The sequence below is a fragment of the Paludisphaera borealis genome, assembly GCF_001956985.1.
GTDB classification, from domain to species: Bacteria; Planctomycetota; Planctomycetia; order Isosphaerales; family Isosphaeraceae; genus Paludisphaera; species Paludisphaera borealis.
This window is the reverse complement of sequence record NZ_CP019082.1, coordinates 3,697,739-3,716,398: the sequence shown is the minus strand read 5'-3', so window position 1 is coordinate 3,716,398 and position 18,660 is coordinate 3,697,739. Positions and strand designations below refer to the sequence as shown.

Here is an 18,660-nt window from a genome sequence, read left to right as displayed (position 1 = left end):
GCGTGGGTTCGCGGGTTCGACCGGCGACGCGGCTCTCGGCCCGTCCCGCCGTGGTTGCGATCGTCGCGCCGCCCCGGGCGGGGCGAGGTCGTCAGAACAGGAGACCGCCGTCGCGGGCGGCCTGGGCGAGGGCTTCGACTCGCCCGTGATACTTGTAGCTTCGGCGGTCGAAGCAAATCTTGTCAATGCCCGCCTTCTTGGCGCGCTCGGCGATCAGCTTGCCGACCGCGGCGGCGGCGACCTTGTTGCCGCCGTACTTCACCTCGGCGCGGACTTCGGGGTCGACGGTGCTGGCCGAGACCAGGGTCGCGCCCCCTTCGTCGTTGATCACCTGGGCGTAGATGTGCTTCGAGCTGCGGAAGACGGCCAGCCGGGGACGCTCGGGCGTCCCGTTGAGCCGCTTGCGAATCCGGCGCTGGCGGCGCAAGCGACGCGTTTGAACCAGCAGGTGGTGATTGGCGGTGTCCACGGAACGATCCTCGACAAATCAGTGAATCGGTGCGACTTGCGGCTCGCACTCAGGCCCACCGGACGCAAGCCGGGTCCGGGGGCCGAGGGGGATACGGTTACTTCGAGCCGAACGCCTTGCCGGCCTTGCGGCGGACGGCTTCGCCCTCGTAGCGGATGCCCTTGCCCTTGTACGGCTCGGGGGGGCGGACCATCCGGACGTTGGCGGCGAACTGGCCGACGGCCTGCTTGTCGGCCCCGGTGATCGTGATGTGGGTCGGGTCGGGGATCGCCACCGAAACCCCGGCGGGGGCCTCCAGCACGATCTGGTTGGCGAACCCGACCTGAAGCGCGATGGTGTTCGCCTTCTTGAGCTGCGCCTGGTAGCCGACGCCGACGATCTCGAGCTTCCGGGTGTAGCCGACGGACACGCCTTCGACCATGTTGGCGACCAGACTCCGGGTCAACCCGTGGAGCGCCCGGCTTTGCCGTTCGTCGTCCTGGCGGGTGACCGCGATTTCCTTCTTGGCCTCGTCGTAGGCCACGGCGATCTCGGGGCGGTGCGCCAAGCTGAGCTTGCCCTTGGGCCCCTCGACCTCGATGGTCGAGTCGGCGATCGCGACTTTCACGCTGGCCGGGACGACGACCGGCTTTCGACCGATTCGCGACATGACTCCGTCTTCCTCTGCTTATTAAGTGGACCCGATTCGAGTAGGCGTTCTGGACGAGCCGGAGGAGGGCTCAGTAGATCAAGGCCAGGACCTCGCCGCCGACCTTCTCGGTGCGGGCGCGGCGGTCGCTGACGATCCCCCGGGGGGTGCTGAGGATCTGGATCCCCATGCCGCCCAGAACCGGCTTGAGCTCCTTGTAGCCGCGGTAGACCCGGCGGCCCGGCTTGCTGATCCGGTCGATTTTGGTGATCAGCCGCTCGCCGTTGGGGCCGTACTTCATGTGCAGCCGGAGGGTCTTGGCGGGGACCGTCTCGATCTCCTCGAAGTCCCAGATGTAGCCTTCGTCCTTGAGGACCTGGGCGATCCCCCGCCGCATGTTCGATGCGGGCATGTCGAGGGACGTGCGCTCGATCCGGACGCCGTTTCGGATCCGGGTCAGCATATCAGCGATGGGGTCGGTCATCATGGCGGTGAAGCCTTCCTAATCCGTCGCGGGTAACGCGCGGGGCCTGCTCGCGGGGGCGTCCCCGGTGGGGCTTTGCAGGCCGTCGCGTCGGCGCGGCGGAGCGACTCTGTCGGGCGCTTTTGAATACGGAATGCGGGGTGTTCGGGTCGGCCTCGGCGCGCCGAGGTCCTGCAGCGATCGGGGGCGACGGGCCTCCCTACCAGCTCGCCTTCTTGACTCCCGGAATCAGGCCGCGGCTGGCCAGGTTCCGGAAGCAGATCCGGCAGACGCCGAACTTGCGGTAATAGGCGCGGGGACGTCCGCAGAGCCGGCACCGATTACGGTGCTGCACGGCGAACTTGCGGGGCGTCTCCGATTTGATCTTCTGGGCCTTGGTCGACATTCTCAACCTTCCAGGACCGATGGAAAATGAACGCCGCGAGGCGTCCGGACAGTTCGCGTGGAATCAATAGAGGTCGTGCGGGCGAGCCGACGAGCGGCTCGCCGTGGATCAATTGTCGCCCATGTCGCGGCCGCCGGCGGCGCCGGCCAGGCGGAACGGAACGCCGAACAGGCGGAGCAGTTCCCGCGCCTGGTCGTCGCTCTTGGCGGTCGTGACGATGGTCACGTCCATGCCGTGGGTGTGCTGCATCTTGTCGGCGTCGATCTCGGGGAAGACGACCTGCTCGGCGAGGCCCAGGCTGTAGTTGCCGTGGCCGTCGAAGCTGTTGGGGTTGACGCCGCGGAAGTCGCGGATACGAGGCAGGGCGATCGACACCAGGCGGTCGAGGAACTCGTACATCCGCTTGCCGCGGAGCGTCACCTTGCAGCCGATGTCGTTGCCCTCGCGGAGCCGGAAGCCGGAGACCGAGGTCTTGGCCTTGGTCGTGGCGGGCCGCTGGCCGCTGATCTTGGCGAGGGCGTCGATGGCCGAATCCAGGATGGTTTTGTCCTGGGTCGCCTTGCCGACGCCCATGTTGATGACGATCTTGTCGATCTTGGGGATCGCCATCGGATTGTCGAGGTTGAACTTGGCGGCGACCGCCTTGACGATCTCGTTCTTGTACAGTTCTTGCAGACGAGCCATACCGGTTTCCTTCAGTGTCGATCGGCGTCGAGTCGCGGTCTCCGGCGCTGCGGGGCGACGAGCTTCGAGCGGCGGTGGTGGATGATCAACGGTTCGCGGCGGCCCCGGCGGCGCCGGCGTGCGACGGCTTGCGAGGGCCGATCGGGCCCAGCGACGCGCCGCACTTCTTGCAGCAGCGTTCCTTCTGACCGTCGGCCGTGAACCGCGAGCCGATGCGCACCCCCTTGGTGCACTTGGCGCAGTACAGGAGGACGTTCGAGACGTCGATCGGCATCTCCTTGGAGAGCCGACCTCCCTGGGGGTTCTTCTGGCTCGGCTTCATGTGCTTGTAGACCCGGTTGACCCCCTCGACGACGATCTTGTTCCGCGAGGGGAGCGCCCGGAGCACCTTGGCGATCCGGCGATCGGTGCTGGTCCCCTTGTCGTCGCCGGCGATTACTTCGACCTGGTCGTCTTTACGAATATGCATGGTTCTCTCACTTCAACGTCGCGTCGGGAGTCGGGGGAGTCGTCGGGTCCTCGGGCACGGCACGGTCCGGAGCGGTCGTCAGACCACCTCGGAGGCCAGGCTGATGATCTTCATGAACTGGCGTTCGCGCAGTTCCCGGGCGATGGCGCCGAAGATCCGCGTGCCGCGGGGGTTCCGATCGTTGTCGATCAGGACGACGGCGTTGCGGTCGAACTTGACGTACGAGCCGTCGGCGCGGCGGGCCTGGTTGCGGGTGCGGACGATGACGCAGCGGACCACGTCGCCGGCCTTGACGTCGCCGCCCGAGGAGGCCTTCTTGACGCTGGCGATGATGGTGTCGCCGATCCCGGCCGTGCGCCTCTTATACTTCGACGCGCTGCCGCCGAGGACCTTGATGCACATCACTTCCTTGGCGCCGGTGTTGTCGGCCACGTCGAGCCGGGTCTGCATCTGGATCATGGGACAAGAGACCTTTGGTTCGTCGCCGCCGGCGGCCCGTCAGTGGGGCGGCCGGCGGATGCTTCAGGGACGGTCGATCGTTGGTTCGGGGCGTCGGGTCGAGCGGGGGGACGGGCCGCGAGCGGCCGTCGGGCCGGGGTTCAGGAGGCGACGGTCGGCTTCACGCCTTCGCCTTCGCCGGCGAGGGCCTGCTGGGCGCCCTTGCGGACGATCCGGACCAGCCGCCACCGCTTGAGCTTGGACAGCGGGCGGGTTTCCATGATTTCGACGGTGTCGCCGACGTGGGACACGTTGGCCTCGTCGTGGGTGTGGCAAACGGTCCGCCGGCGCATCATCTTGCCGTACTTCGGGTGCGGCACGAGCCGCTCGACGACGATTCGCCGGGTCTTATTCATCTTGTCGGACGCCACCACGCCGATTTCCGTCTTGCGGCTGCCGCGGGTGGTCGTCGGATTCGTTGCGCTGGATTGGCTCATCGTGCTGACTTCGGATAAAGGGAGGTCTGTGGGGGAATCGAGCGGCCGGGGCGCCGCCCGCCGCTCGATCAGACGGCGGCGGCCGGGGCCGCGGCCTCGGCTTCGGCGGCGGCCGCCTTCTCGCGGTCGATGGCCCGGAGCCGGAGGACCGTCTTGATCCGGGCGATCTCGCGCTTGGCCTTGATGATTTCGCTGGGCGCCTCGAGCCGCTCGGTCTCGCTCTGGAGTCGGAGCCGGAACAGGTTGTTCTGGACGTCCTTGAGCTGGAGTTCGAGCTGATCGTCGGAGTGGTCGCGGAGTTCGGAGGCCTTGCTCATGGTCTTTCCATTTCCTTGCGGCGGTCATCTGGCCCGCGCGGGGCCCCCGGCCGGTTCGTCTCGTCGGGTCGTCTTTCGGCTCAGATCGTGGGCCGGCGGCCGACGAAGCGGCAGGTGACCGGCATCTTGTGGGACACGCGGGCGAAGGCGGCGCGGGCCGCCTCTTCGGAGAGGCCGCTGATCTCGTAGAGGATGGTCCCCGGCTTGACCACGGCCGCCCAGTAATCGATTTCCCCCTTGCCCTTGCCCATTCGGGTTTCGGCGGGGATCGAGGTCACGCTCTTCTGGGGGAAGATCCGGATGTAGAGCTTGCCCCCTCCCTTGACCGCCTGGCTGGCGACCACGCGGCCGGCCTCGATGGTCTGGGCGCTGATCCGACCCGGTTCGAGGGCCTGGATGCCGTACTCGCCGAAGGCCACGAAGTTGCCCCGGGTCGCATTACCTTTTACGCGGCCTTTTTGGATTTTTCGAAACTTTACTCGCTTGGGCATCAGCGCCATCGACAGCCTCCGTCTTCAAATAGTCGCCCTGGTTGACCCATACCTTGACGCCGATGTGGCCCTGCGCCGTCTTGGCCTCGGCGAAACCGTAATCGATCCGGGCTCGGAGCGTGCTCAGGGGAACCGACCCCTGGGCCGCGGCCTCGGTCCGGGACATCTCAGCGCCGCCGAGTCGTCCGGAGAGTTGAACCTTGACGCCCTTGGCGCCGCCGTCCATCGTCTGTTCGAGGGCCCGCTTGATCGTCCGCCGGAAGCTCGACCGCTTCTGGAGCTGTTCGGCGATGTCTTCGCTGATCAGCTGTGCGTCGATCTCGGGGCGGGCCACTTCCACGATCTTGATCTCGATCCGCCGCCCGGTGAGGTTCTGCAGCTCCTCTTGGAGCTTCTCGACCTCGGCCCCTTTGCGACCGATCACGACGCCCGGCCGTGCGGTGAACAAGAGGACGGTCACGGCGTCGCGGGTCCGCTCGATCTCGATCTTGGGAATGCCGGCGAATCCGTACTTGTTCTTGATGAACTTCCGGATCTTGAAGTCCTCGACCAGGAGGTCGGCGAACTCATGCTTGGAAGCGTACCAGCGGCTCCGCCAGTCTTCCATGATTCCCACGCGGAACCCAGTCGGTCGCACCTTCTGGCCCATGACTCACCGTCCCTCGCCAAGTTGGGATCGCATTTGCTCGTCCTCTCGTCTTTATGTTTTGGGTCTACGCCGCCCGGGGGCCGCGTTCACTCTTCGTCGCCGGCCTTGGCGGCGAAGTCTTCGAGGCCGATCACGATGTGGGCGCTGCGGCGGCGGATCATGTAGGCCATGCCGCGGGCCCGCGGCATCAGCCGCTTGAACATCGGGCCGCCGTCGCCTCGGGCGTCGGTGACGACCAGGTCGCCCGCATTGCGGACCCCCCGGTCCTCGGCGTTGGCCATGGCGCTCTTGAGGACCTGCTCGATCATCCGGGCGCCCCGGTGGGGCATGTACTTGAGGATGTCGATGGCGTCGTCGGCGTACTTGCCGCGGATCAAATCGAGCAAGGGCCGGACCTTGCGCACCGAGATCCGGGCGAAGCGATGACTGGCCGTGTATTCGGTGATGGTGCTCATGACCAGAGTCTCGTTGAATTCCGCTTGGGGAAGGCCGATCGGTTCGTTTCGAGGATCGCCTCGCTCCCGAACGACTCAGTAAAAGCAACTAGACGGCGGCGGCCGCGCGGCGACCCCTCGGTTTACACCGAGGGCGCCGGTCCGGACCGCCGGGGCGGCTTATCTCTTCGCGCCCTTGGCGGCCTTGCCGCCATGGGACCGGAACGTCCGCGTCGGCGCGAATTCGCCGAGCTTGTGCCCGACCATGTCCTCGGTGACGTACAGCTTGATGAAGTTGCGACCGTTGTGGATCGCGAAGTTCTTCCCGATGAACTCGGGAACGATGGTGCAGGCTCGGGCCCAGGTCTTGATCGGGTCGCGGCTGCCGCTCGCGTCGGCCCTGACGGCCTTTTCGAGCAGCCGGTCGACGACGTAGGGGCCCTTCTTGAGCGAACGTCCCATGAATACGGCTTCCTGATAGAATACGACGCCTGGTGGTCGGTGACTCGTCCCCAAGTCCGCCGGCCCCGCGGCCTCGGACTCGACTGCGTGGTTCGACTAGACTTTGAGCTGCCCGTAGCGGACGCTGACGCGGCGGCGGATGATCGCCTTGTTCGACGGCTTGCGGCGGCGGCGGGTCTTGCCCCCCTTGGCCAGCACGCCGGTCGGCGACTGCGGGGTGTGCCCCTTGGAACGCCCTTCGCCACCCCCCATCGGGTGGTCGACCGGGTTCATCGCCATGCCGCGGACGGACGGACGACGTCCCAGCCACCTCGACCGGCCGGCCTTGCCGAGCTTGACGTTCATGTGGTCGGAGTTGCCGACCATGCCGATCGTCGCCCGGCAGGTCGACGGAATCCGCCGGACCTCGCCCGAGGGGAGGGTGAGCTGGGCCCACGTCCCTTCACGGGCGGTGAGGGTGGCGCCGACTCCGGCCGACCGGCAGATCTTGCCGCCGGCGCCCGGCTGCATTTCGATGTTGTGGATGCTCTGACCGGTCGGAATCCGGCTGAGCGGCAGGCAGTTGCCCACCTTGGGCTCGGCGTCGGGCCCGGAGTTCACGGTCATGCCGGCCTTTAACCCCTCGGGCGCCAGGATGTACCGCTTCTGGCCGTCGGGGTAGACGATCAGGGCGATCCGGGCCGACCGGTTGGGGTCGTACTCGATGTGCGTGACCTGGGCCGGGACGCCGTCGTGGTCGTTGCGACGGAAGTCGATGACCCGGTACATCCGCTTGTGGCCGCCGCCGCGGTGCCGCACGGTGATGACGCCCTGGTTGTTCCGGCCGCCCGTTCTCCTGAGCGGCTCGGTGAGCGACTTTTCCGGCTTCTTGTTCTTGTCGGTCAGCTCCGAGAAGTCGCTGACCGACGCGTTGCGGCGGCCCGGACTGGTCGGCTTGTAGACGCGAATGCCCATCGCTGAATTCCTCTGAAGAGTGGTCGGCGGCGGCTTGGGGGCCCGCCGCGGGCGATTCACTCGTTTCCTTCACCTGGGACGAACTTCCGACCACTCGACGACGGCCGGGGGACGCGGACGTCCGCTTGGGTCAATAGAAGTCGATCCGGTACTCGTCGTGGAGCGCGACGACCGCCTTCTTCCAGTTCCGCATCCGGCCCACCTTGAGGCGGTGGCGGCGGAGCTTGCCGCGGCGGTTCTGGACGCGGACGTCGACCACCTTGACGTTGAACAGGATTTCGACGGCCTGCTTGATCTCGGTCTTGTTGGCGAGCGGGTTGACCTCGAACGTGTAGGCGTTGTGCCGTTCCGACAGGTGGGTCGCCTTCTCGGTGATGAGCGGGCGGACGACCACCTGGTAGGGTTCGAGGACGGGGCCGGATCGCGTGTATCTCGGGGGACGGCGGAGGGTCACCATGGTTTTCTCAGCTCTCCGTTCCGGCGGCTTCGAGGGCCGGCTTTTCGCGGCGGCGGGCCGGCTTGGTCTTGACGCGTTCCTTGAGGGTCGCGAGCGCCTCGCGGGTGAGCACCAGGTAACGCTGCTTGAGGACGTCGTAGGTGTTGAACTCGCCCACCGGCGCCACTTCGACGCCCTCGATGTTGCGGGCGCTGCGGTAGAGGACCGGGTTGTTGTCGGGCAGGCCGATCAGCACCGTGCGGCCGTGGAGCGTGCGGCGGGCCGCCTGCGCCTTGGTCTCGCCGACGACTTCGGCGGCCTCGGTCTCGGTGATGTCGGGGCGGCGGATCGCCTTGAGGGCCCGGGCGACCTGCTGGGTCTTGGGGGCGTCCAGGCTCAGGCCGTCGAGGATCAGGACCTGCTTGTCCTCGAACTTCGACAGCAGCGCCATGCGGATGGCCGACCGGACGGCCTGCTTGGGCAGGCTGTAGCGGTAGTCGCGGTTGCGGCGGGCGAAGGCGGCGCCGCCCCCCTTCCGCTTGTGCGTCCGCTTGGCACCCGCACGGGCGTTGCCGGTCCCCTTCTGGCGGAACAGCTTCTTGCCCGAGCCGGCGACGTCGGAGCGGCCCCGGGTGTTGACGGTGCCGACGCGGCGGGCGGCCAAGTGCATCAGCACCACGTCGTGGAGCAGTTGCTTGTTGATCTCGCCGCCGAAGTCGGCGGGGTCGATCGTCTCGTGACCCACCTGCTCGCCGGCGGGATTGTAAACTGGTATGGTCAGCGGTTCAGTCAGCATGAATCTTAGCCCATCTCGTTTCGCGAACCCGACTCAGGCCTTGTTGGTCTGCCGGATGGTCAGATAGCCGCCGTTGGGGCCGGGGACCGCCCCCCGGAGCAGCAGCAGATTGTTGGTCGGGTCGACCCGGACGACCTCGAGGTTCCGCACGGTGGTGCGGGTGTTGCCGAACTGCCCCGGCTTGCGGATGCCCTTGCGGGTCCGCGACGGGTCGGCGCTCGGGCCCGACGAGCCCGGGTGGCGGTGCATCCGCTTGACGCCGTGGGTGGCTCGCAAGCCGCGGAAGCCGTGCCGCTTGATGACGCCCGAGAAGCCCCGGCCCTTGCTGGTGCCGGTGACGTCGACGTGCTTTACTTCGGCGAACGCGTCCACCGTCAGGATCGTCCCGGCCGTCAGTTCGGCCGCGGTCGCCTGACGGATCTCGCGGACGTACCGCTTGGGCTCGGCCTCGACCTTCTTGGCGTGGCCCCGCTCCGCCATCGTGGCGCTCTTCCGCTTTTTATCGGCGAACCCGAGCTGGACCGCGTGGTACCCGTCGAGTTCTTCCGTGCGGACCTGAAGCACGGTGCACGGCCCGCACTCCAGCACGGTGACCGGCACGGCGGTGCCGTCTTCCTGGAAGATCTGCGTCATCCCGATCTTCCGTCCCAGCAGTCCCACTCGCATCGTCGAACTCCGTGTACAACCGGTGGCGACGCCCCGCCGGTCGAGACCGTGGCGGGCGTTCGGCCCGAGGGTCTCGCGGGGTGGCGTAATCAACCTGGGAAAAGGCGTAAGGTCAGGCTTCAACTTAGGATCGCGGCCAGGCTTTTCGGCGATCCCGGCGTCGGGGCTGTCTCTCGGGCTCACCCGATTGAGGCGTCCAACGCATCCGGACGTACACGTACCAGCGCACGCGGTCCAGGAAACCCAATGACCCGCATCACCCTGCATTATGGCAGGGTGGTTTGTTTCAATTCACGGCCAGGCTTCAATCCGTGATCAGGAGCCCGTGGGGGACGCCTTGATCTTGATGTCCACGCCGGCCGGCAGGCTCAGCTTGTTGAGGGCGTCAATCGTTTTGTTCGTCGGCTGAACGATGTCGATCAGCCGCTTGTGCGTCCGGATCTCAAACTGCTCCCGCGACTTCTTGTCGATGTGCGGGCTGCGGAGCACGGTGTAACGTTCAATCCGCGTGGGAAGCGGGATCGGTCCGTGGACGATGGCTTCGGTTCGCTTGGCTGTGTCGACGATGTCCTTGGCCGACTGATCCAAGATGGTGTGGTCGTAGGCTTCCATCCGGATCCGAATGCGTTCGTTGCTAGTACCCGCCACCGCAGTTACGTCCTTCCCGATACCCGGCTCATTCTTGAGGTGAGACCGTTCTCACCAGACTCGCCTATCACGCAGGAAAGTAAGAGTGTAATGCCGGCCTTCCCGCGAGTCAACGCGGGTCTTGGCGCTTTTCAACGAGAATTCTCGGAATAATCGGTCCACGCGGGCCGATTTCCCGTCGTTTCGGCCTTTCGCGGCCGGCTCAGACGGGTATCGGGGCGTCCTCGGGGTCGATTTCGGCGTCGCCGGGGTCGGCGCCGGTGGTCGACGTCGGCCGTTCCGGGGGGGCGGCGGGCAGCCGGCCGACGCGGAGCACATGGCTCATCATGTCCTTGGCGCGTTGGGGCCAGGGGGCGGCGTCGATCCTTGCGAGGGTTTCTTCGACAGGATAGGCGGTCCGCTTGAGTTCGATCCGGTCGTCGTCGATGACGGCGTAGGCGGCGCGGGGGTCGCCGTCGCGGGGGAGGCCGACGCTGCCGGGGTTGATCACGATCTTGTCGCCGATCTTCAGTTTGAACTGCATGTGCGAGTGGCCGACGCAGACGATGTCGGCCTCGACGTTCTCCAGCCGACGCGCCCAGCCGGCCTCGTCCCGTAGCAGATATTCGTCGAGCGGGTCGCGGGGGGTGGCGTGAACCAGGAGGAACCGCTTTTGTCCGAGCGTCACGCGCTGGGTGACGGGAAGCTGGAGCAGCCAGCGGCGTTCGCCGGCGTCGAGGGCGTCCCACATGTGGGGGCGGGTGACGCGGGTCAGATAGCGGAAGCTGTTCTCGCCGGTGACGGGGATCCCCTGGGCGACGCCGTGGTCGTGGTTGCCGCGGACCGCGTACGAGGCGTGCTCCATCGCCCACCGCACGCAGCGCGCCGGGTCGGGGCCGTAGTCGACGAGGTCGCCCAGGCAGAGGCAGACGTCGTGCGGTTCGTCGATCGCCGCCAGGGCCGGCCAGTTGGCGTGGATGTCCGAGACGAGGAGGATTCTCATTCAAGCCACTGTTCATGCCAGAGCTGGAACATCAGGAGGGTCCAGAGCGGCTTGCGATGGTCGCGCGCTCCGGAGCGATGTTCCTCGATCCGACGGGCGACCTCGTCGGGTTGAAACAGGCCTTGCCGTTCGAGCCGGTCGCGGCCGAGCAGGCGGTCGAGCATGGGGCCGAGCGGCCCTCGCAGCCAGCGCGCGGCGGGGATGCCGAACCCTTTCTTGGGGCGGTCGAGGATCGCCGCCGGAATCCGGCCCGCGACGGCCGCCTTGAGCAGCCGCTTGGTCCGTCCCCGGCCGTACTTGTACGACGACGGCAGCCGGACGATCTGGTCGACCAGCTCGGCGTCGAGGAACGGGGCGCGGACTTCCAGGCCGCACGCCATGCTGGCGCGGTCGACCTTGGTGAGGATGTCTTCCGGCAGGTAGGTTTCCTGATAAAGAGCCAGCGAGCGGGCCAGCGGGTCGGCGGCGGCGGGGAGCGCCCGGTCGAGCGCGACGTGCTCGGCCTCGACGTCGAAATCGTGGTCGATCAGCAGCCGCGACAGCTCGGGGCCGGAGAACGAGCCCAGCCAGCGCTGGTGGGCGAGCGGTAGAGGTTCGGCGGCGCCCCGGAGGAACTGCTTGAGCTTGAAATCGAAGCTGAAGTTGCGATGGTCGACCGGCAGCCGGCCGACGGCGGCCTCGGCCAGCGCGCGGGCGGGGCGGGGAAGCCCTCGGTAGAGCCTGGCGGCGCGTTCGGCCTCGAACGTCGGGTAGCCGGCCATCAGCTCGTCGGCGCCGTCGCCTCCCAGCGCGACCGTGACCGACTCGCGGGCGAACCGGCTCAGCAGGTGGGTCGGCAGGATCGAGGCGTCGCCGAACGGCTCGTCGAGCCAGCCGGCGACCTCCGGCAGCAGCTCGTAGACCTGCTCGACCGCGAACGTCCGCGCGTGGTGGTTCGTCCCCAGGAACCGGGCCACTTCCAGGGCGTGGCGGCTCTCGTCGAAGCTCGGGTCTTCGAAGCCGATCGAAAACGTATGGATGTTCGCGGCGGGCGCGATCTCGCAGAGGGCCGCGGCGACGCTCGACGAATCGACGCCCCCCGACAGGAAGACGCCGAGCGGGACGTCCGACCGGCGATGGCGGCCGACGGCCTCGCGGAAGGCCGACCAGAACGGCTCGACGGCCTGCTCGAACGGCGCGATCTCCGACTCGGGCGTCGGCGACGGCGGCGACCAGTACCGGGCGACCCGGACCGCGCCCCGCTCCCAGACCAGGACGTGGCCGCGCGGGAGCTTGCGAACGCCTCGCCAGATCGAGTACGGGGCGGGGATGTACTCGTAGAAGAGATAGCGGGCGAGGCTCTCCGGGTCGAGCGCCCGGGCGATCTGCGGGTGTTCAAGCAGCGCCTTGGGCTCGGAGCCGAAGGCGAGGCCGCCGCCGGGGAGTTCCGCGTAATAGAGCGGCTTCTGCCCCATCCGGTCGCGGGCCAGGACCAGTCGGCCGCGCGGTTCGTCCCAGATGGCCAGGGCGAACATGCCGTTGAGCGGGTTGACGAACTCGACGCCCTTCTCCTCATAGAGATGGACGAGGGTTTCGGTGTCGGAGCGGGTCTTGTAGCGGTGTCCTAGGGCTTCGAGACCCGGCCGGAGGTCGAGCTCGTTGTAGAGTTCGCCGTTGTACGTGACCCAGACCGTGCCGTCTTCGTTCGAGAGCGGCTGCGCGCCGCCGGCGACGTCGATGATCGACAGCCGGCGATGGCCCAGGGCGACCGGGCCGGCGACGTGGACGCCCGATCCGTCGGGGCCTCGGCGGGCCAGAACGGCGGTCATCGCCTCGATCACGCCGCGATCGGCGGGCCGGTCCTGGCCATTCACGAAACCGGCGATTCCACACATCGAATCACCACGCTCCTCGCGCGACGGTCTAATTGATAGCCTGCTCTGCCTGCGAGGATTCAGCCTACCGCAACCGTTTCGCCGCTGACCAGTCCCGCCCGACCGTCGTCCCCGGAACTCGCCTCTCAAGGCGACCTGGATGTCCGGTAATCGGTCTTGGGGCGATATTTCACGAGCTTGGGACGCGCCGCGTCGCCATACTTTTGGGAACGTCGTGTTTGAGCGAGGATGAGGCCCCAGCGAGCTTCACGCCATGACGGTTGAAAGGAAACGAAAGCTCGATCTGGCGATGGGCGTCGCGGCGCTCCTCGTTTTGGGGTTCCTCGGGGCCGTCGACTCCGGCGAGATCCCCCTGGGCGTTCCAGGCGAATGGCAATGGCCTCGACTGGGCGCGAAGCCCGCCACCACGAGCCTGCTGATCGCCGCCGCGGGCGTGGTCGCCTACGGTGGCTATGCGGCGCTCGGGTATCGGGCGCTCGGCGTTCCGTCGCGGGTCGGTCTGCGCGAGGCGGGTTGGGTCGCCGGGCTGGCCGTTTCCGCGGCGACTCTCCAGGTCGTCATCCCGTTGGGCGCGTCCGACGGCTACGGCCTGACGAAATGGGCCCGCGTCCATTGCCAGCGAGGGGCTACGGGCTACTACACGATCGCCAAGACGCAGGCCGCCGCCGACCCCTGGAAGTTCCTCGCCGACTATCCGAAGTGGATCGAGTCGCAGGATGCGTACCACATCGGCACCCACCCGCCGGGGCTGATCGCGATGCATTGCGGGCTCCTCGCGCTGATGGAACGGCAGGTCGCGGCGGCCGACTTGCTCAACGCGGCGATGCCGCCGTCGGTCGGCGCGGGGTTCCGCTGGGTCGAGGTCAAGGAGTCCACGACGATCGCCCGGTCGGATCGGGCGGCGATCTACCTGACGAGCCTGGTCACGCTGCTCGCCTGCGCCGGGACCGTGGCGCCGCTGTACGTGCTGGCGCGCGAGTCGCTGCCGCCGCAGTCCGCCTGGGTCGGGGCGGCGTTCTGGCCGTTGGCCCCGGCTCTGAACCTGTTCCAGCCGCTGGCCGACGCCGCCTATCCCCTGCTCTCGGCGACGGCCCTTGCGACGGCGGCCTGGTCGATCCGCCTGCGGGGCGGGCCCGGACTCGCGGGGTGGGCCTGGGCGACGCCGGCGATCGCCTCGGGAGCCGTGATGGCGTTCGGCATGATGTTCACGCTCGCCTTCCTTCCGGTCGGCCTGATCGTCGCGCTCGTGGTCCTGGCGACGCGAGCGGTCTCATGGCCGCGCCGCTTCGAGGTGATCGCCTGGATCGGGGTCGGGTTCGTCGCCGTCGTCGCGCTCGACTGGCTGGCGACCAGTGCCGACCCGTTCGTCGTCTGGTGGTGGAACCTGCGGAACCACGAGCGGTTCTACGAAGAATGCCGCCGTTCCTACCTCCCCTGGCTGCTTGTCAATCCCGTCGAGCTGGCGATCGCGGCGGGCCTGCCGACCGTGGTCTGGTGCCTTATCGGCGCGACCGTCGACCATCGCGGCGTTCCCCGCGCCGCGTGGTGCGCCCTGGCCGTCCTGGCGATCGTCGACCTGTCCGGGCGCAACATGAGCGAGGTCGCGCGGCTCTGGATGATCTTCCTGCCTCCCCTGTTCACGGCCGCCGGCGTCGGGCTGACGCGGCTCGGCGGCGGCGTTCAGGCGGTTTTCGTCACCGTCTTGTTGATCGGGCTCCAGACCGTGGGGCTTCAATGCATGGTTCAGCTCGTCTATTCGCTCTGACCGACGACGTCCGTCCTGACGCGACCGCGACGGGTTGATTTCGACCGTCGAACGTCCCACAATGTTCTGTCCTGCCGCAGAGGCCATCCCCCCTGCTCCGCTTGCCTCCTTGGCCTCCTCTTCCTTTTGATTTGGTGGAGTCGCATCCGTCATGGCGTCGTTGAACCCTTCGGATGATGGATACGGCTTCGAGGCTCCGCCGCCGAGACCGACGACTCCGCCGGTGAGGCGGGGGTACGTGTTGATCCTCTGCCTGCTGACCGCGGCGGTCGCTTTCGTTTACGGCGTGCCGATGATCGCCGAGCGGATCGGCTATGCGTGGGAGGCCGGCCGGTCGCGGGCGGCGTCGCAGGCGCTTGCGAAGCTCGACGAGCAAGGGGCGGTCAGCCAGGCGTCCAAGCTGTTCCGGATGGCGACGACGGCGGTCTCGCCGGCGGTGGTCAACGTCCAATCGTTCCGCGATCGCGGCGGCGTGGGGCCGCACGGCCTGCCGGTGGGCGGAGCGTCGAGCAACCGGGAGGAAGGGCCGGGCCGCGAGCTGGGCTCGGGGGTGATCGTCGATCGGGCCAACGGCTACATCGTCACCAACAACCACGTGGTCCAGGACGCCGACCGGATCCTCGTCCGCCTGGGACCGAGGTACGACGTCCCCGCGAAGCTCGTCGGCTCCGACCCCAAGACCGACCTCGCGGTGCTCCAGGTGAAGGCCGACCTCAAGGTCCAGGCCGAGTGGGGCGATTCGGAGAAGCTCGACATCGGCGACTGGGTGCTGGCGATCGGCAGCCCGATGGGCTTCGACCACTCGGTGACCGCCGGCATCGTCTCGGCCACCGAGCGCAACGACCTGCGGATCGCCGAGTACGAGTCATTCATCCAGACCGACGCGGCGATCAACCCGGGCAACTCGGGAGGACCGCTGATCGACCTCGCCGGCAAGGTGATCGGCATCAATACCGCGATCATCACGCAATCGGGGGGCTATGAGGGGATCGGCCTGGCCATCCCGTCGTCGCTGGCCCGGCGGATCGTGGAGAGTCTGATCAAGGACGGCAAGGTTGTCCGTGGTTACCTCGGCATCGCCATCCGTCCGGTCGACGACGAGCTGGCCAAATCCCTCAAGTTGCCCGAAAACCGCGGCGCGATGATCACCTCGGTGCTCCCCGACGGCCCGGCGGGCCAGGCGAAGCTAAAGGCCGGCGACGTGATCGTCAAGCTGGCGGGCCGGAACGTGGACGATCCCACGAGCCTGCGCTATGTGACCGCCGAACTCGGCGCGGGGGTCCACGTGCCGTTGGTCTACTACCGCGACGGCGGCGAACAGACGGTCGACGTGGCGATCGCGGCGGTCCCCACGAACCCCGAGATCGGCCGCTTGGGGTTCCGGGTGCGGGAGATTCCGGGGCCCGACGGCAAGCAAACGGTCCTGGAGGTCGATCGGGTGGTGTCGGCGAGCCCGGCGTTCGCGGCCGGCGTCCGGCCGGGGATGGCGATCATCGCCGTCGACAAGACGCCGGTCCGCTCGGCCCTGGAATTCCTGTCGATCATCAAGGATTACGACCTGACGCGCGGGCTGCCGCTGGTGGTCATGACCCGCGACGGTCGGTTCGGCCCCGTCATGCTCACCGCCCCAGGCGCCGGCCGCGACGAGGCGGTCCCCGCCCCCCTGCCCTGATCGGCCCCGCCTCGGCCGCATCGTCCGTGTTAAACGCGTCTCCCTCGGCCGCCGCCCGGCGGTCGTGGGCGGGCGCGAGCCCGCGCCTTGCAACAAAAAAGTCGAAGACGCAAGGGGCTTGACTTGGACACCTGGTTCGCGGGACATGATTCACGAGAAATTCGCACGCGCGTGGGGGTTTAGGTAGCCTTCGGGGGGTGGTAGGGGGGCGCGGGGGGCTCCAGGGGGCTCGGTCGGTGGGCTCGGCGGGTCGGGGGTGGTGCCGGCGGCGGGTTGGGGGCGAGTCCGTAAGGGCTAAAACCGTGGTGGTTTACAAAAATTGGAAGGGCGTCGGCGGAAGCCGTCGAAAACTTGACCGAAATTTCCCGTGGGCTATAATTCGGAAGTAACCGCCAACGAAACAGGTGGGCACGGTGAGTCATCGGTGGGGTGTCGTGGGCGATTCGTCGTCCCGCCGCGCCGGCCGGTGCGAACCATGGACCCGGGCTCGTGCTGGAATTGCGGGAGACCCTGGTGCCCAGACATTCCGATACGAATAAAGCCGCTATAAAAAACGCGGTGGATATCGTTGGGCTTGTGGGCGAGTATCTTCAGCTTCGCCGCGCAGGCTCGCGCTACAAGGGGCTCTGTCCCTTTCACGACGATCGCAACCCCTCGATGGAAGTGAACCCGGAGCGCCAGACGTTCAAGTGCTGGAGCTGCGGCGAGGGGGGGACGTCTTCGATTTCGTGCAGAAGATCGAGCGGGTCGAGTTTCCAGAGGCGCTGCGGATGCTGGCCGAACGGGCGGGGATCGTGTTGGAGAGCCCGTCGGCTTCGGCCGCCGCGCGGTCCGGGGGGCCGACGAAGTCGGACCTGGCCGGCGTCCTGGCCTGGGCCGAGAAATATTTTGCGACCGGCTTGAAATCCTCCGACGCGGCTCGTGCGTATTTGAAGGAGCGGGGTCTGTCGGCCGATAGTGTGACGCGGCACCGGCTGGGGTTCGCTCCCGAGGAGCGGGGCCGGCTGTCGGCCGAGGCTCGCAAGCAGGGATTCACGCACGACTTGCTCGAACAGGCCGGTTTGATCGTGCGTCCCGAAGATTCGCCTGGGGTGGTGCGTGAGCGATTTCGGGGTCGTCTGATTTTTCCTATTCATGACGAACGAGGCCGGACGATCGGATTTGGAGGGCGAATTCTGCCGGAGGCCGAGCGCGTCGCTTCGTCAATGGGAAATCGTGTCGCAAAATACCTTAACAGTCCTGAGACCGCGTTGTTTCAGAAACGACGAGTCCTCTACGCCGCGGATCTCGCCAGGACGGCCGGCCGCGAAGCCGGCTGGGTGGCTGTTGTGGAAGGATACACCGACGTGATCGCCGCGCATCAGGTGGGGCTCTGCAATGTCGTGGGCACGCTGGGGACCGCCTTCGGCGACGACCACGTGCAGACGTTGCGGAGGCTCGCCGACCGGGCTTGCCTGGTGTTCGACGGCGACACGGCCGGTCAGACGGCCGCCGAGCGGGCGCTCGAGGTCTTCCTGGGCCACGAGCTCGACGTTCGGGTGCTCTCCTTGCCTTCGGGCCTCGATCCGTGCGATTTCCTCTTGAATCAGGGGGCCGACGCGTTTCGAGACCTGGCTTCCAAGGCCGTTGATCCACTGGCGTTCATCCTTGACCGGGCTCGCGTCCGATTTGAATTCGAGTCGATCGAGGGTTCACGACAGGCGGCCGAGTGGGTTCTGGGAATCATGAGCCGGGTTCCGTCGCAGTCGCGGGTCGGCCTCGACCTGAAGCTGGCCAAGGCGCTCGACGCCCTGGCTCACGGGCTTCGGGTGCCGCTCGACCCGCTCAAGAAGCGGCTCGGCGAACTGCGGCGGGCCGCCGCCAAGCCGAAGTCGAACCGGCGGGAGCCCGACGGCCCGCCCGGCTCGACGCCCCGGATCGACTCGGCCCACGCCGTCGCGGCGGCCCCCGAACTCTTCCGGGCGATGGACCCGGTCGACCGTGAACTGCTCGAGATCGTCGTCAACCAGCCCGACTGCGTCAGCCGAATCGTCTCCCGCGTCCCGCTCGTCGCACTCCGCGACGACGCGGCCCGCGCGATCCTCAAGGCCAGCTACGACCTGTTCAGCGAAGGGGAACGTCCGTGCTACGAATCGCTCGTCACCCGCCTCGAGGATCCCCGGCCTCGGGCCCTGGCCGCGTACCTCGACCACACCGGGTCGGGGACGCATGAGGAACAGCCGCTTGACGACGACACGGCCTCGCAAGGCGACTGGGAACGGAGGCTCGAGCTGGTGCTCGGCCGGCTCGCCGAACGCGAGCGGCTGGTCCGGCTCGGCGACTTGCGACAGGCCCTCGATGAGATCGATCAACAAGCCGATCCTGATGCGTATCGCGCCTTAGAATTAGAATACCGTCGACTACTGACTCAGCGGGCGGGGACCAAGAAGTCGCGTCCCGATCCGACGTTTCGTGCGTGAG

The 18,660-nt window shown here is 67.5% G+C and carries 23 protein-coding genes and 1 pseudogene; 4 read left to right on the top strand and 20 right to left on the bottom strand.

Annotation, left to right across the window (positions count from 1 at the left end; genetic code table 11):
• Nucleotides 1-91: 91 nt before the first annotated feature.
• The 20 genes from rplR to asnB all read right to left on the bottom strand — a co-directional run bounded on the left by rplR (nucleotide 92) and on the right by asnB (nucleotide 12,763).
• Complete coding sequence (gene rplR, locus BSF38_RS14475; protein WP_237170883.1) at nucleotides 92-469, bottom strand: 50S ribosomal protein L18; 378 nt, start codon at nucleotides 467-469, stop codon at nucleotides 92-94.
• A 97-nt stretch (nucleotides 470-566) separates the two neighbouring features.
• The gene (rplF, locus tag BSF38_RS14470; protein ID WP_076346707.1) at nucleotides 567-1,118 is read right to left on the bottom strand and encodes a 50S ribosomal protein L6; all 552 of its coding nucleotides are present in this window, start codon (nucleotides 1,116-1,118) and stop codon (nucleotides 567-569) included.
• Between the two features lie 70 nt (nucleotides 1,119-1,188).
• Nucleotides 1,189-1,584, bottom strand: coding sequence for a 30S ribosomal protein S8 (rpsH, locus tag BSF38_RS14465; protein WP_076346705.1), 396 nt, complete (start codon nucleotides 1,582-1,584; stop codon nucleotides 1,189-1,191).
• 196 nt (nucleotides 1,585-1,780) lie between these two features.
• A complete protein-coding gene (locus tag BSF38_RS14460) occupies nucleotides 1,781-1,966 on the bottom strand; it encodes a type Z 30S ribosomal protein S14 (RefSeq protein ID WP_076346703.1) in 186 nt (61 codons plus the stop codon).
• A 108-nt stretch (nucleotides 1,967-2,074) separates the two neighbouring features.
• Nucleotides 2,075-2,650: a 50S ribosomal protein L5 gene (rplE, locus tag BSF38_RS14455; RefSeq protein ID WP_076346701.1), complete on the bottom strand. Its 576-nt coding sequence runs from the start codon at nucleotides 2,648-2,650 to the stop codon at nucleotides 2,075-2,077.
• Between the two features lie 85 nt (nucleotides 2,651-2,735).
• Nucleotides 2,736-3,119 (bottom strand): 50S ribosomal protein L24, encoded by a 384-nt coding sequence (gene rplX, locus BSF38_RS14450; RefSeq protein ID WP_076346699.1) that lies wholly within the window; start codon nucleotides 3,117-3,119, stop codon nucleotides 2,736-2,738.
• 78 nt (nucleotides 3,120-3,197) lie between these two features.
• Nucleotides 3,198-3,578, bottom strand: a complete 381-nt coding sequence (gene rplN, locus BSF38_RS14445; protein ID WP_076346697.1) for a 50S ribosomal protein L14 — start codon at nucleotides 3,576-3,578, stop codon at nucleotides 3,198-3,200.
• 140 nt (nucleotides 3,579-3,718) lie between these two features.
• Nucleotides 3,719-4,054, bottom strand: a complete 336-nt coding sequence (gene rpsQ / locus BSF38_RS14440) for a 30S ribosomal protein S17 (RefSeq protein WP_076346695.1) — start codon at nucleotides 4,052-4,054, stop codon at nucleotides 3,719-3,721.
• 68 nt (nucleotides 4,055-4,122) lie between these two features.
• Entirely contained in the window at nucleotides 4,123-4,371 is a 249-nt protein-coding gene (gene rpmC / locus BSF38_RS14435; RefSeq protein WP_076346693.1) for a 50S ribosomal protein L29, read from the bottom strand.
• Between the two features lie 80 nt (nucleotides 4,372-4,451).
• Nucleotides 4,452-4,871 carry a 50S ribosomal protein L16 gene (gene rplP / locus BSF38_RS14430; RefSeq protein WP_076346691.1) on the bottom strand — a complete coding sequence of 140 codons (420 nt, stop codon included), beginning with the start codon at nucleotides 4,869-4,871 and terminating at the stop codon, nucleotides 4,452-4,454.
• Nucleotides 4,810-5,511, bottom strand: coding sequence for a 30S ribosomal protein S3 (gene rpsC, locus BSF38_RS14425; RefSeq protein ID WP_076346689.1), 702 nt, complete (start codon nucleotides 5,509-5,511; stop codon nucleotides 4,810-4,812). The genes rplP and rpsC overlap by 62 nt, the downstream gene beginning before the upstream one ends.
• 86 nt (nucleotides 5,512-5,597) lie before the next feature.
• Nucleotides 5,598-5,966: a 50S ribosomal protein L22 gene (gene rplV / locus BSF38_RS14420; protein ID WP_076346687.1), complete on the bottom strand. Its 369-nt coding sequence runs from the start codon at nucleotides 5,964-5,966 to the stop codon at nucleotides 5,598-5,600.
• 159 nt (nucleotides 5,967-6,125) lie between these two features.
• Complete coding sequence (gene rpsS / locus BSF38_RS14415) at nucleotides 6,126-6,407, bottom strand: 30S ribosomal protein S19 (RefSeq protein ID WP_076346685.1); 282 nt, start codon at nucleotides 6,405-6,407, stop codon at nucleotides 6,126-6,128.
• A 96-nt stretch (nucleotides 6,408-6,503) separates the two neighbouring features.
• Nucleotides 6,504-7,361 carry a 50S ribosomal protein L2 gene (rplB, locus tag BSF38_RS14410; protein ID WP_076346683.1) on the bottom strand — a complete coding sequence of 286 codons (858 nt, stop codon included), beginning with the start codon at nucleotides 7,359-7,361 and terminating at the stop codon, nucleotides 6,504-6,506.
• A 130-nt stretch (nucleotides 7,362-7,491) separates the two neighbouring features.
• Nucleotides 7,492-7,818, bottom strand: coding sequence for a 50S ribosomal protein L23 (rplW, locus tag BSF38_RS14405; RefSeq protein WP_076346681.1), 327 nt, complete (start codon nucleotides 7,816-7,818; stop codon nucleotides 7,492-7,494).
• Nucleotides 7,819-7,825: 7 nt separating this feature from the next.
• A complete protein-coding gene (gene rplD / locus BSF38_RS14400) occupies nucleotides 7,826-8,593 on the bottom strand; it encodes a 50S ribosomal protein L4 (RefSeq protein ID WP_076346679.1) in 768 nt (255 codons plus the stop codon).
• 33 nt (nucleotides 8,594-8,626) lie between these two features.
• Nucleotides 8,627-9,259 carry a 50S ribosomal protein L3 gene (gene rplC, locus BSF38_RS14395; protein WP_076346677.1) on the bottom strand — a complete coding sequence of 211 codons (633 nt, stop codon included), beginning with the start codon at nucleotides 9,257-9,259 and terminating at the stop codon, nucleotides 8,627-8,629.
• A gap of 315 nt (nucleotides 9,260-9,574) precedes the next feature.
• The gene (gene rpsJ / locus BSF38_RS14390) at nucleotides 9,575-9,907 is read right to left on the bottom strand and encodes a 30S ribosomal protein S10 (RefSeq protein ID WP_076346675.1); all 333 of its coding nucleotides are present in this window, start codon (nucleotides 9,905-9,907) and stop codon (nucleotides 9,575-9,577) included.
• A 202-nt stretch (nucleotides 9,908-10,109) separates the two neighbouring features.
• Complete coding sequence (locus tag BSF38_RS14385) at nucleotides 10,110-10,889, bottom strand: metallophosphoesterase family protein (RefSeq protein ID WP_083712944.1); 780 nt, start codon at nucleotides 10,887-10,889, stop codon at nucleotides 10,110-10,112.
• On the bottom strand, nucleotides 10,886-12,763 hold the full coding sequence (asnB, locus tag BSF38_RS14380; protein ID WP_076346673.1) for an asparagine synthase (glutamine-hydrolyzing): 1,878 nt from the start codon (nucleotides 12,761-12,763) through the stop codon (nucleotides 10,886-10,888). The genes BSF38_RS14385 and asnB overlap by 4 nt, the downstream gene beginning before the upstream one ends.
• 253 nt (nucleotides 12,764-13,016) lie before the next feature.
• Between asnB and BSF38_RS14375 the strand changes: the two genes are divergently transcribed.
• The 4 genes and pseudogenes from BSF38_RS14375 (at nucleotide 13,017) to BSF38_RS14365 (ending at nucleotide 18,659) form a co-directional block, all read left to right on the top strand.
• Nucleotides 13,017-14,528 (top strand): hypothetical protein, encoded by a 1,512-nt coding sequence (locus BSF38_RS14375; RefSeq protein WP_076346671.1) that lies wholly within the window; start codon nucleotides 13,017-13,019, stop codon nucleotides 14,526-14,528.
• Between the two features lie 151 nt (nucleotides 14,529-14,679).
• Nucleotides 14,680-16,200, top strand: coding sequence for a trypsin-like peptidase domain-containing protein (locus BSF38_RS14370; RefSeq protein ID WP_076346669.1), 1,521 nt, complete (start codon nucleotides 14,680-14,682; stop codon nucleotides 16,198-16,200).
• A 429-nt stretch (nucleotides 16,201-16,629) separates the two neighbouring features.
• A pseudogene (locus BSF38_RS32525) lies at nucleotides 16,630-16,869 on the top strand (CHC2 zinc finger domain-containing protein); the annotation flags it as partial.
• A 20-nt stretch (nucleotides 16,870-16,889) separates the two neighbouring features.
• Nucleotides 16,890-18,659, top strand: coding sequence for a DNA primase (locus BSF38_RS14365; RefSeq protein ID WP_237170881.1), 1,770 nt, complete (start codon nucleotides 16,890-16,892; stop codon nucleotides 18,657-18,659).
• Nucleotide 18,660: the final 1 nt, after the last annotated feature.

Bases quoted from the DNA above. Each gene is read 5' to 3' on its own strand.
- rplF (WP_076346707.1), bottom strand. From the start codon at position 1,118: ATGTCGCGAATCGGTCGAAAGCCGGTCGTCGTCCCGGCCAGCGTGAAA.
- rpsH (WP_076346705.1), bottom strand. From the start codon at position 1,584: ATGATGACCGACCCCATCGCTGATATGCTGACCCGGATCCGAAACGGC.
- BSF38_RS14460 (WP_076346703.1), bottom strand. From the start codon at position 1,966: ATGTCGACCAAGGCCCAGAAGATCAAATCGGAGACGCCCCGCAAGTTC.
- rplE (WP_076346701.1), bottom strand. From the start codon at position 2,650: ATGGCTCGTCTGCAAGAACTGTACAAGAACGAGATCGTCAAGGCGGTC.
- rplX (WP_076346699.1), bottom strand. From the start codon at position 3,119: ATGCATATTCGTAAAGACGACCAGGTCGAAGTAATCGCCGGCGACGAC.
- rplN (WP_076346697.1), bottom strand. From the start codon at position 3,578: ATGATCCAGATGCAGACCCGGCTCGACGTGGCCGACAACACCGGCGCC.
- rpsQ (WP_076346695.1), bottom strand. From the start codon at position 4,054: ATGAGCCAATCCAGCGCAACGAATCCGACGACCACCCGCGGCAGCCGC.
- rpmC (WP_076346693.1), bottom strand. From the start codon at position 4,371: ATGAGCAAGGCCTCCGAACTCCGCGACCACTCCGACGATCAGCTCGAA.
- rplP (WP_076346691.1), bottom strand. From the start codon at position 4,871: ATGGCGCTGATGCCCAAGCGAGTAAAGTTTCGAAAAATCCAAAAAGGC.
- rpsC (WP_076346689.1), bottom strand. From the start codon at position 5,511: ATGGGCCAGAAGGTGCGACCGACTGGGTTCCGCGTGGGAATCATGGAA.
- rplV (WP_076346687.1), bottom strand. From the start codon at position 5,966: ATGAGCACCATCACCGAATACACGGCCAGTCATCGCTTCGCCCGGATC.
- rpsS (WP_076346685.1), bottom strand. From the start codon at position 6,407: ATGGGACGTTCGCTCAAGAAGGGCCCCTACGTCGTCGACCGGCTGCTC.
- rplB (WP_076346683.1), bottom strand. From the start codon at position 7,361: ATGGGCATTCGCGTCTACAAGCCGACCAGTCCGGGCCGCCGCAACGCG.
- rplW (WP_076346681.1), bottom strand. From the start codon at position 7,818: ATGGTGACCCTCCGCCGTCCCCCGAGATACACGCGATCCGGCCCCGTC.
- rplD (WP_076346679.1), bottom strand. From the start codon at position 8,593: ATGCTGACTGAACCGCTGACCATACCAGTTTACAATCCCGCCGGCGAG.
- rplC (WP_076346677.1), bottom strand. From the start codon at position 9,259: ATGCGAGTGGGACTGCTGGGACGGAAGATCGGGATGACGCAGATCTTC.
- BSF38_RS14385 (WP_083712944.1), bottom strand. From the start codon at position 10,889: ATGAGAATCCTCCTCGTCTCGGACATCCACGCCAACTGGCCGGCCCTG.
- asnB (WP_076346673.1), bottom strand. From the start codon at position 12,763: ATGTGTGGAATCGCCGGTTTCGTGAATGGCCAGGACCGGCCCGCCGAT.
- BSF38_RS14375 (WP_076346671.1), top strand. From the start codon at position 13,017: ATGACGGTTGAAAGGAAACGAAAGCTCGATCTGGCGATGGGCGTCGCG.
- BSF38_RS14370 (WP_076346669.1), top strand. From the start codon at position 14,680: ATGGCGTCGTTGAACCCTTCGGATGATGGATACGGCTTCGAGGCTCCG.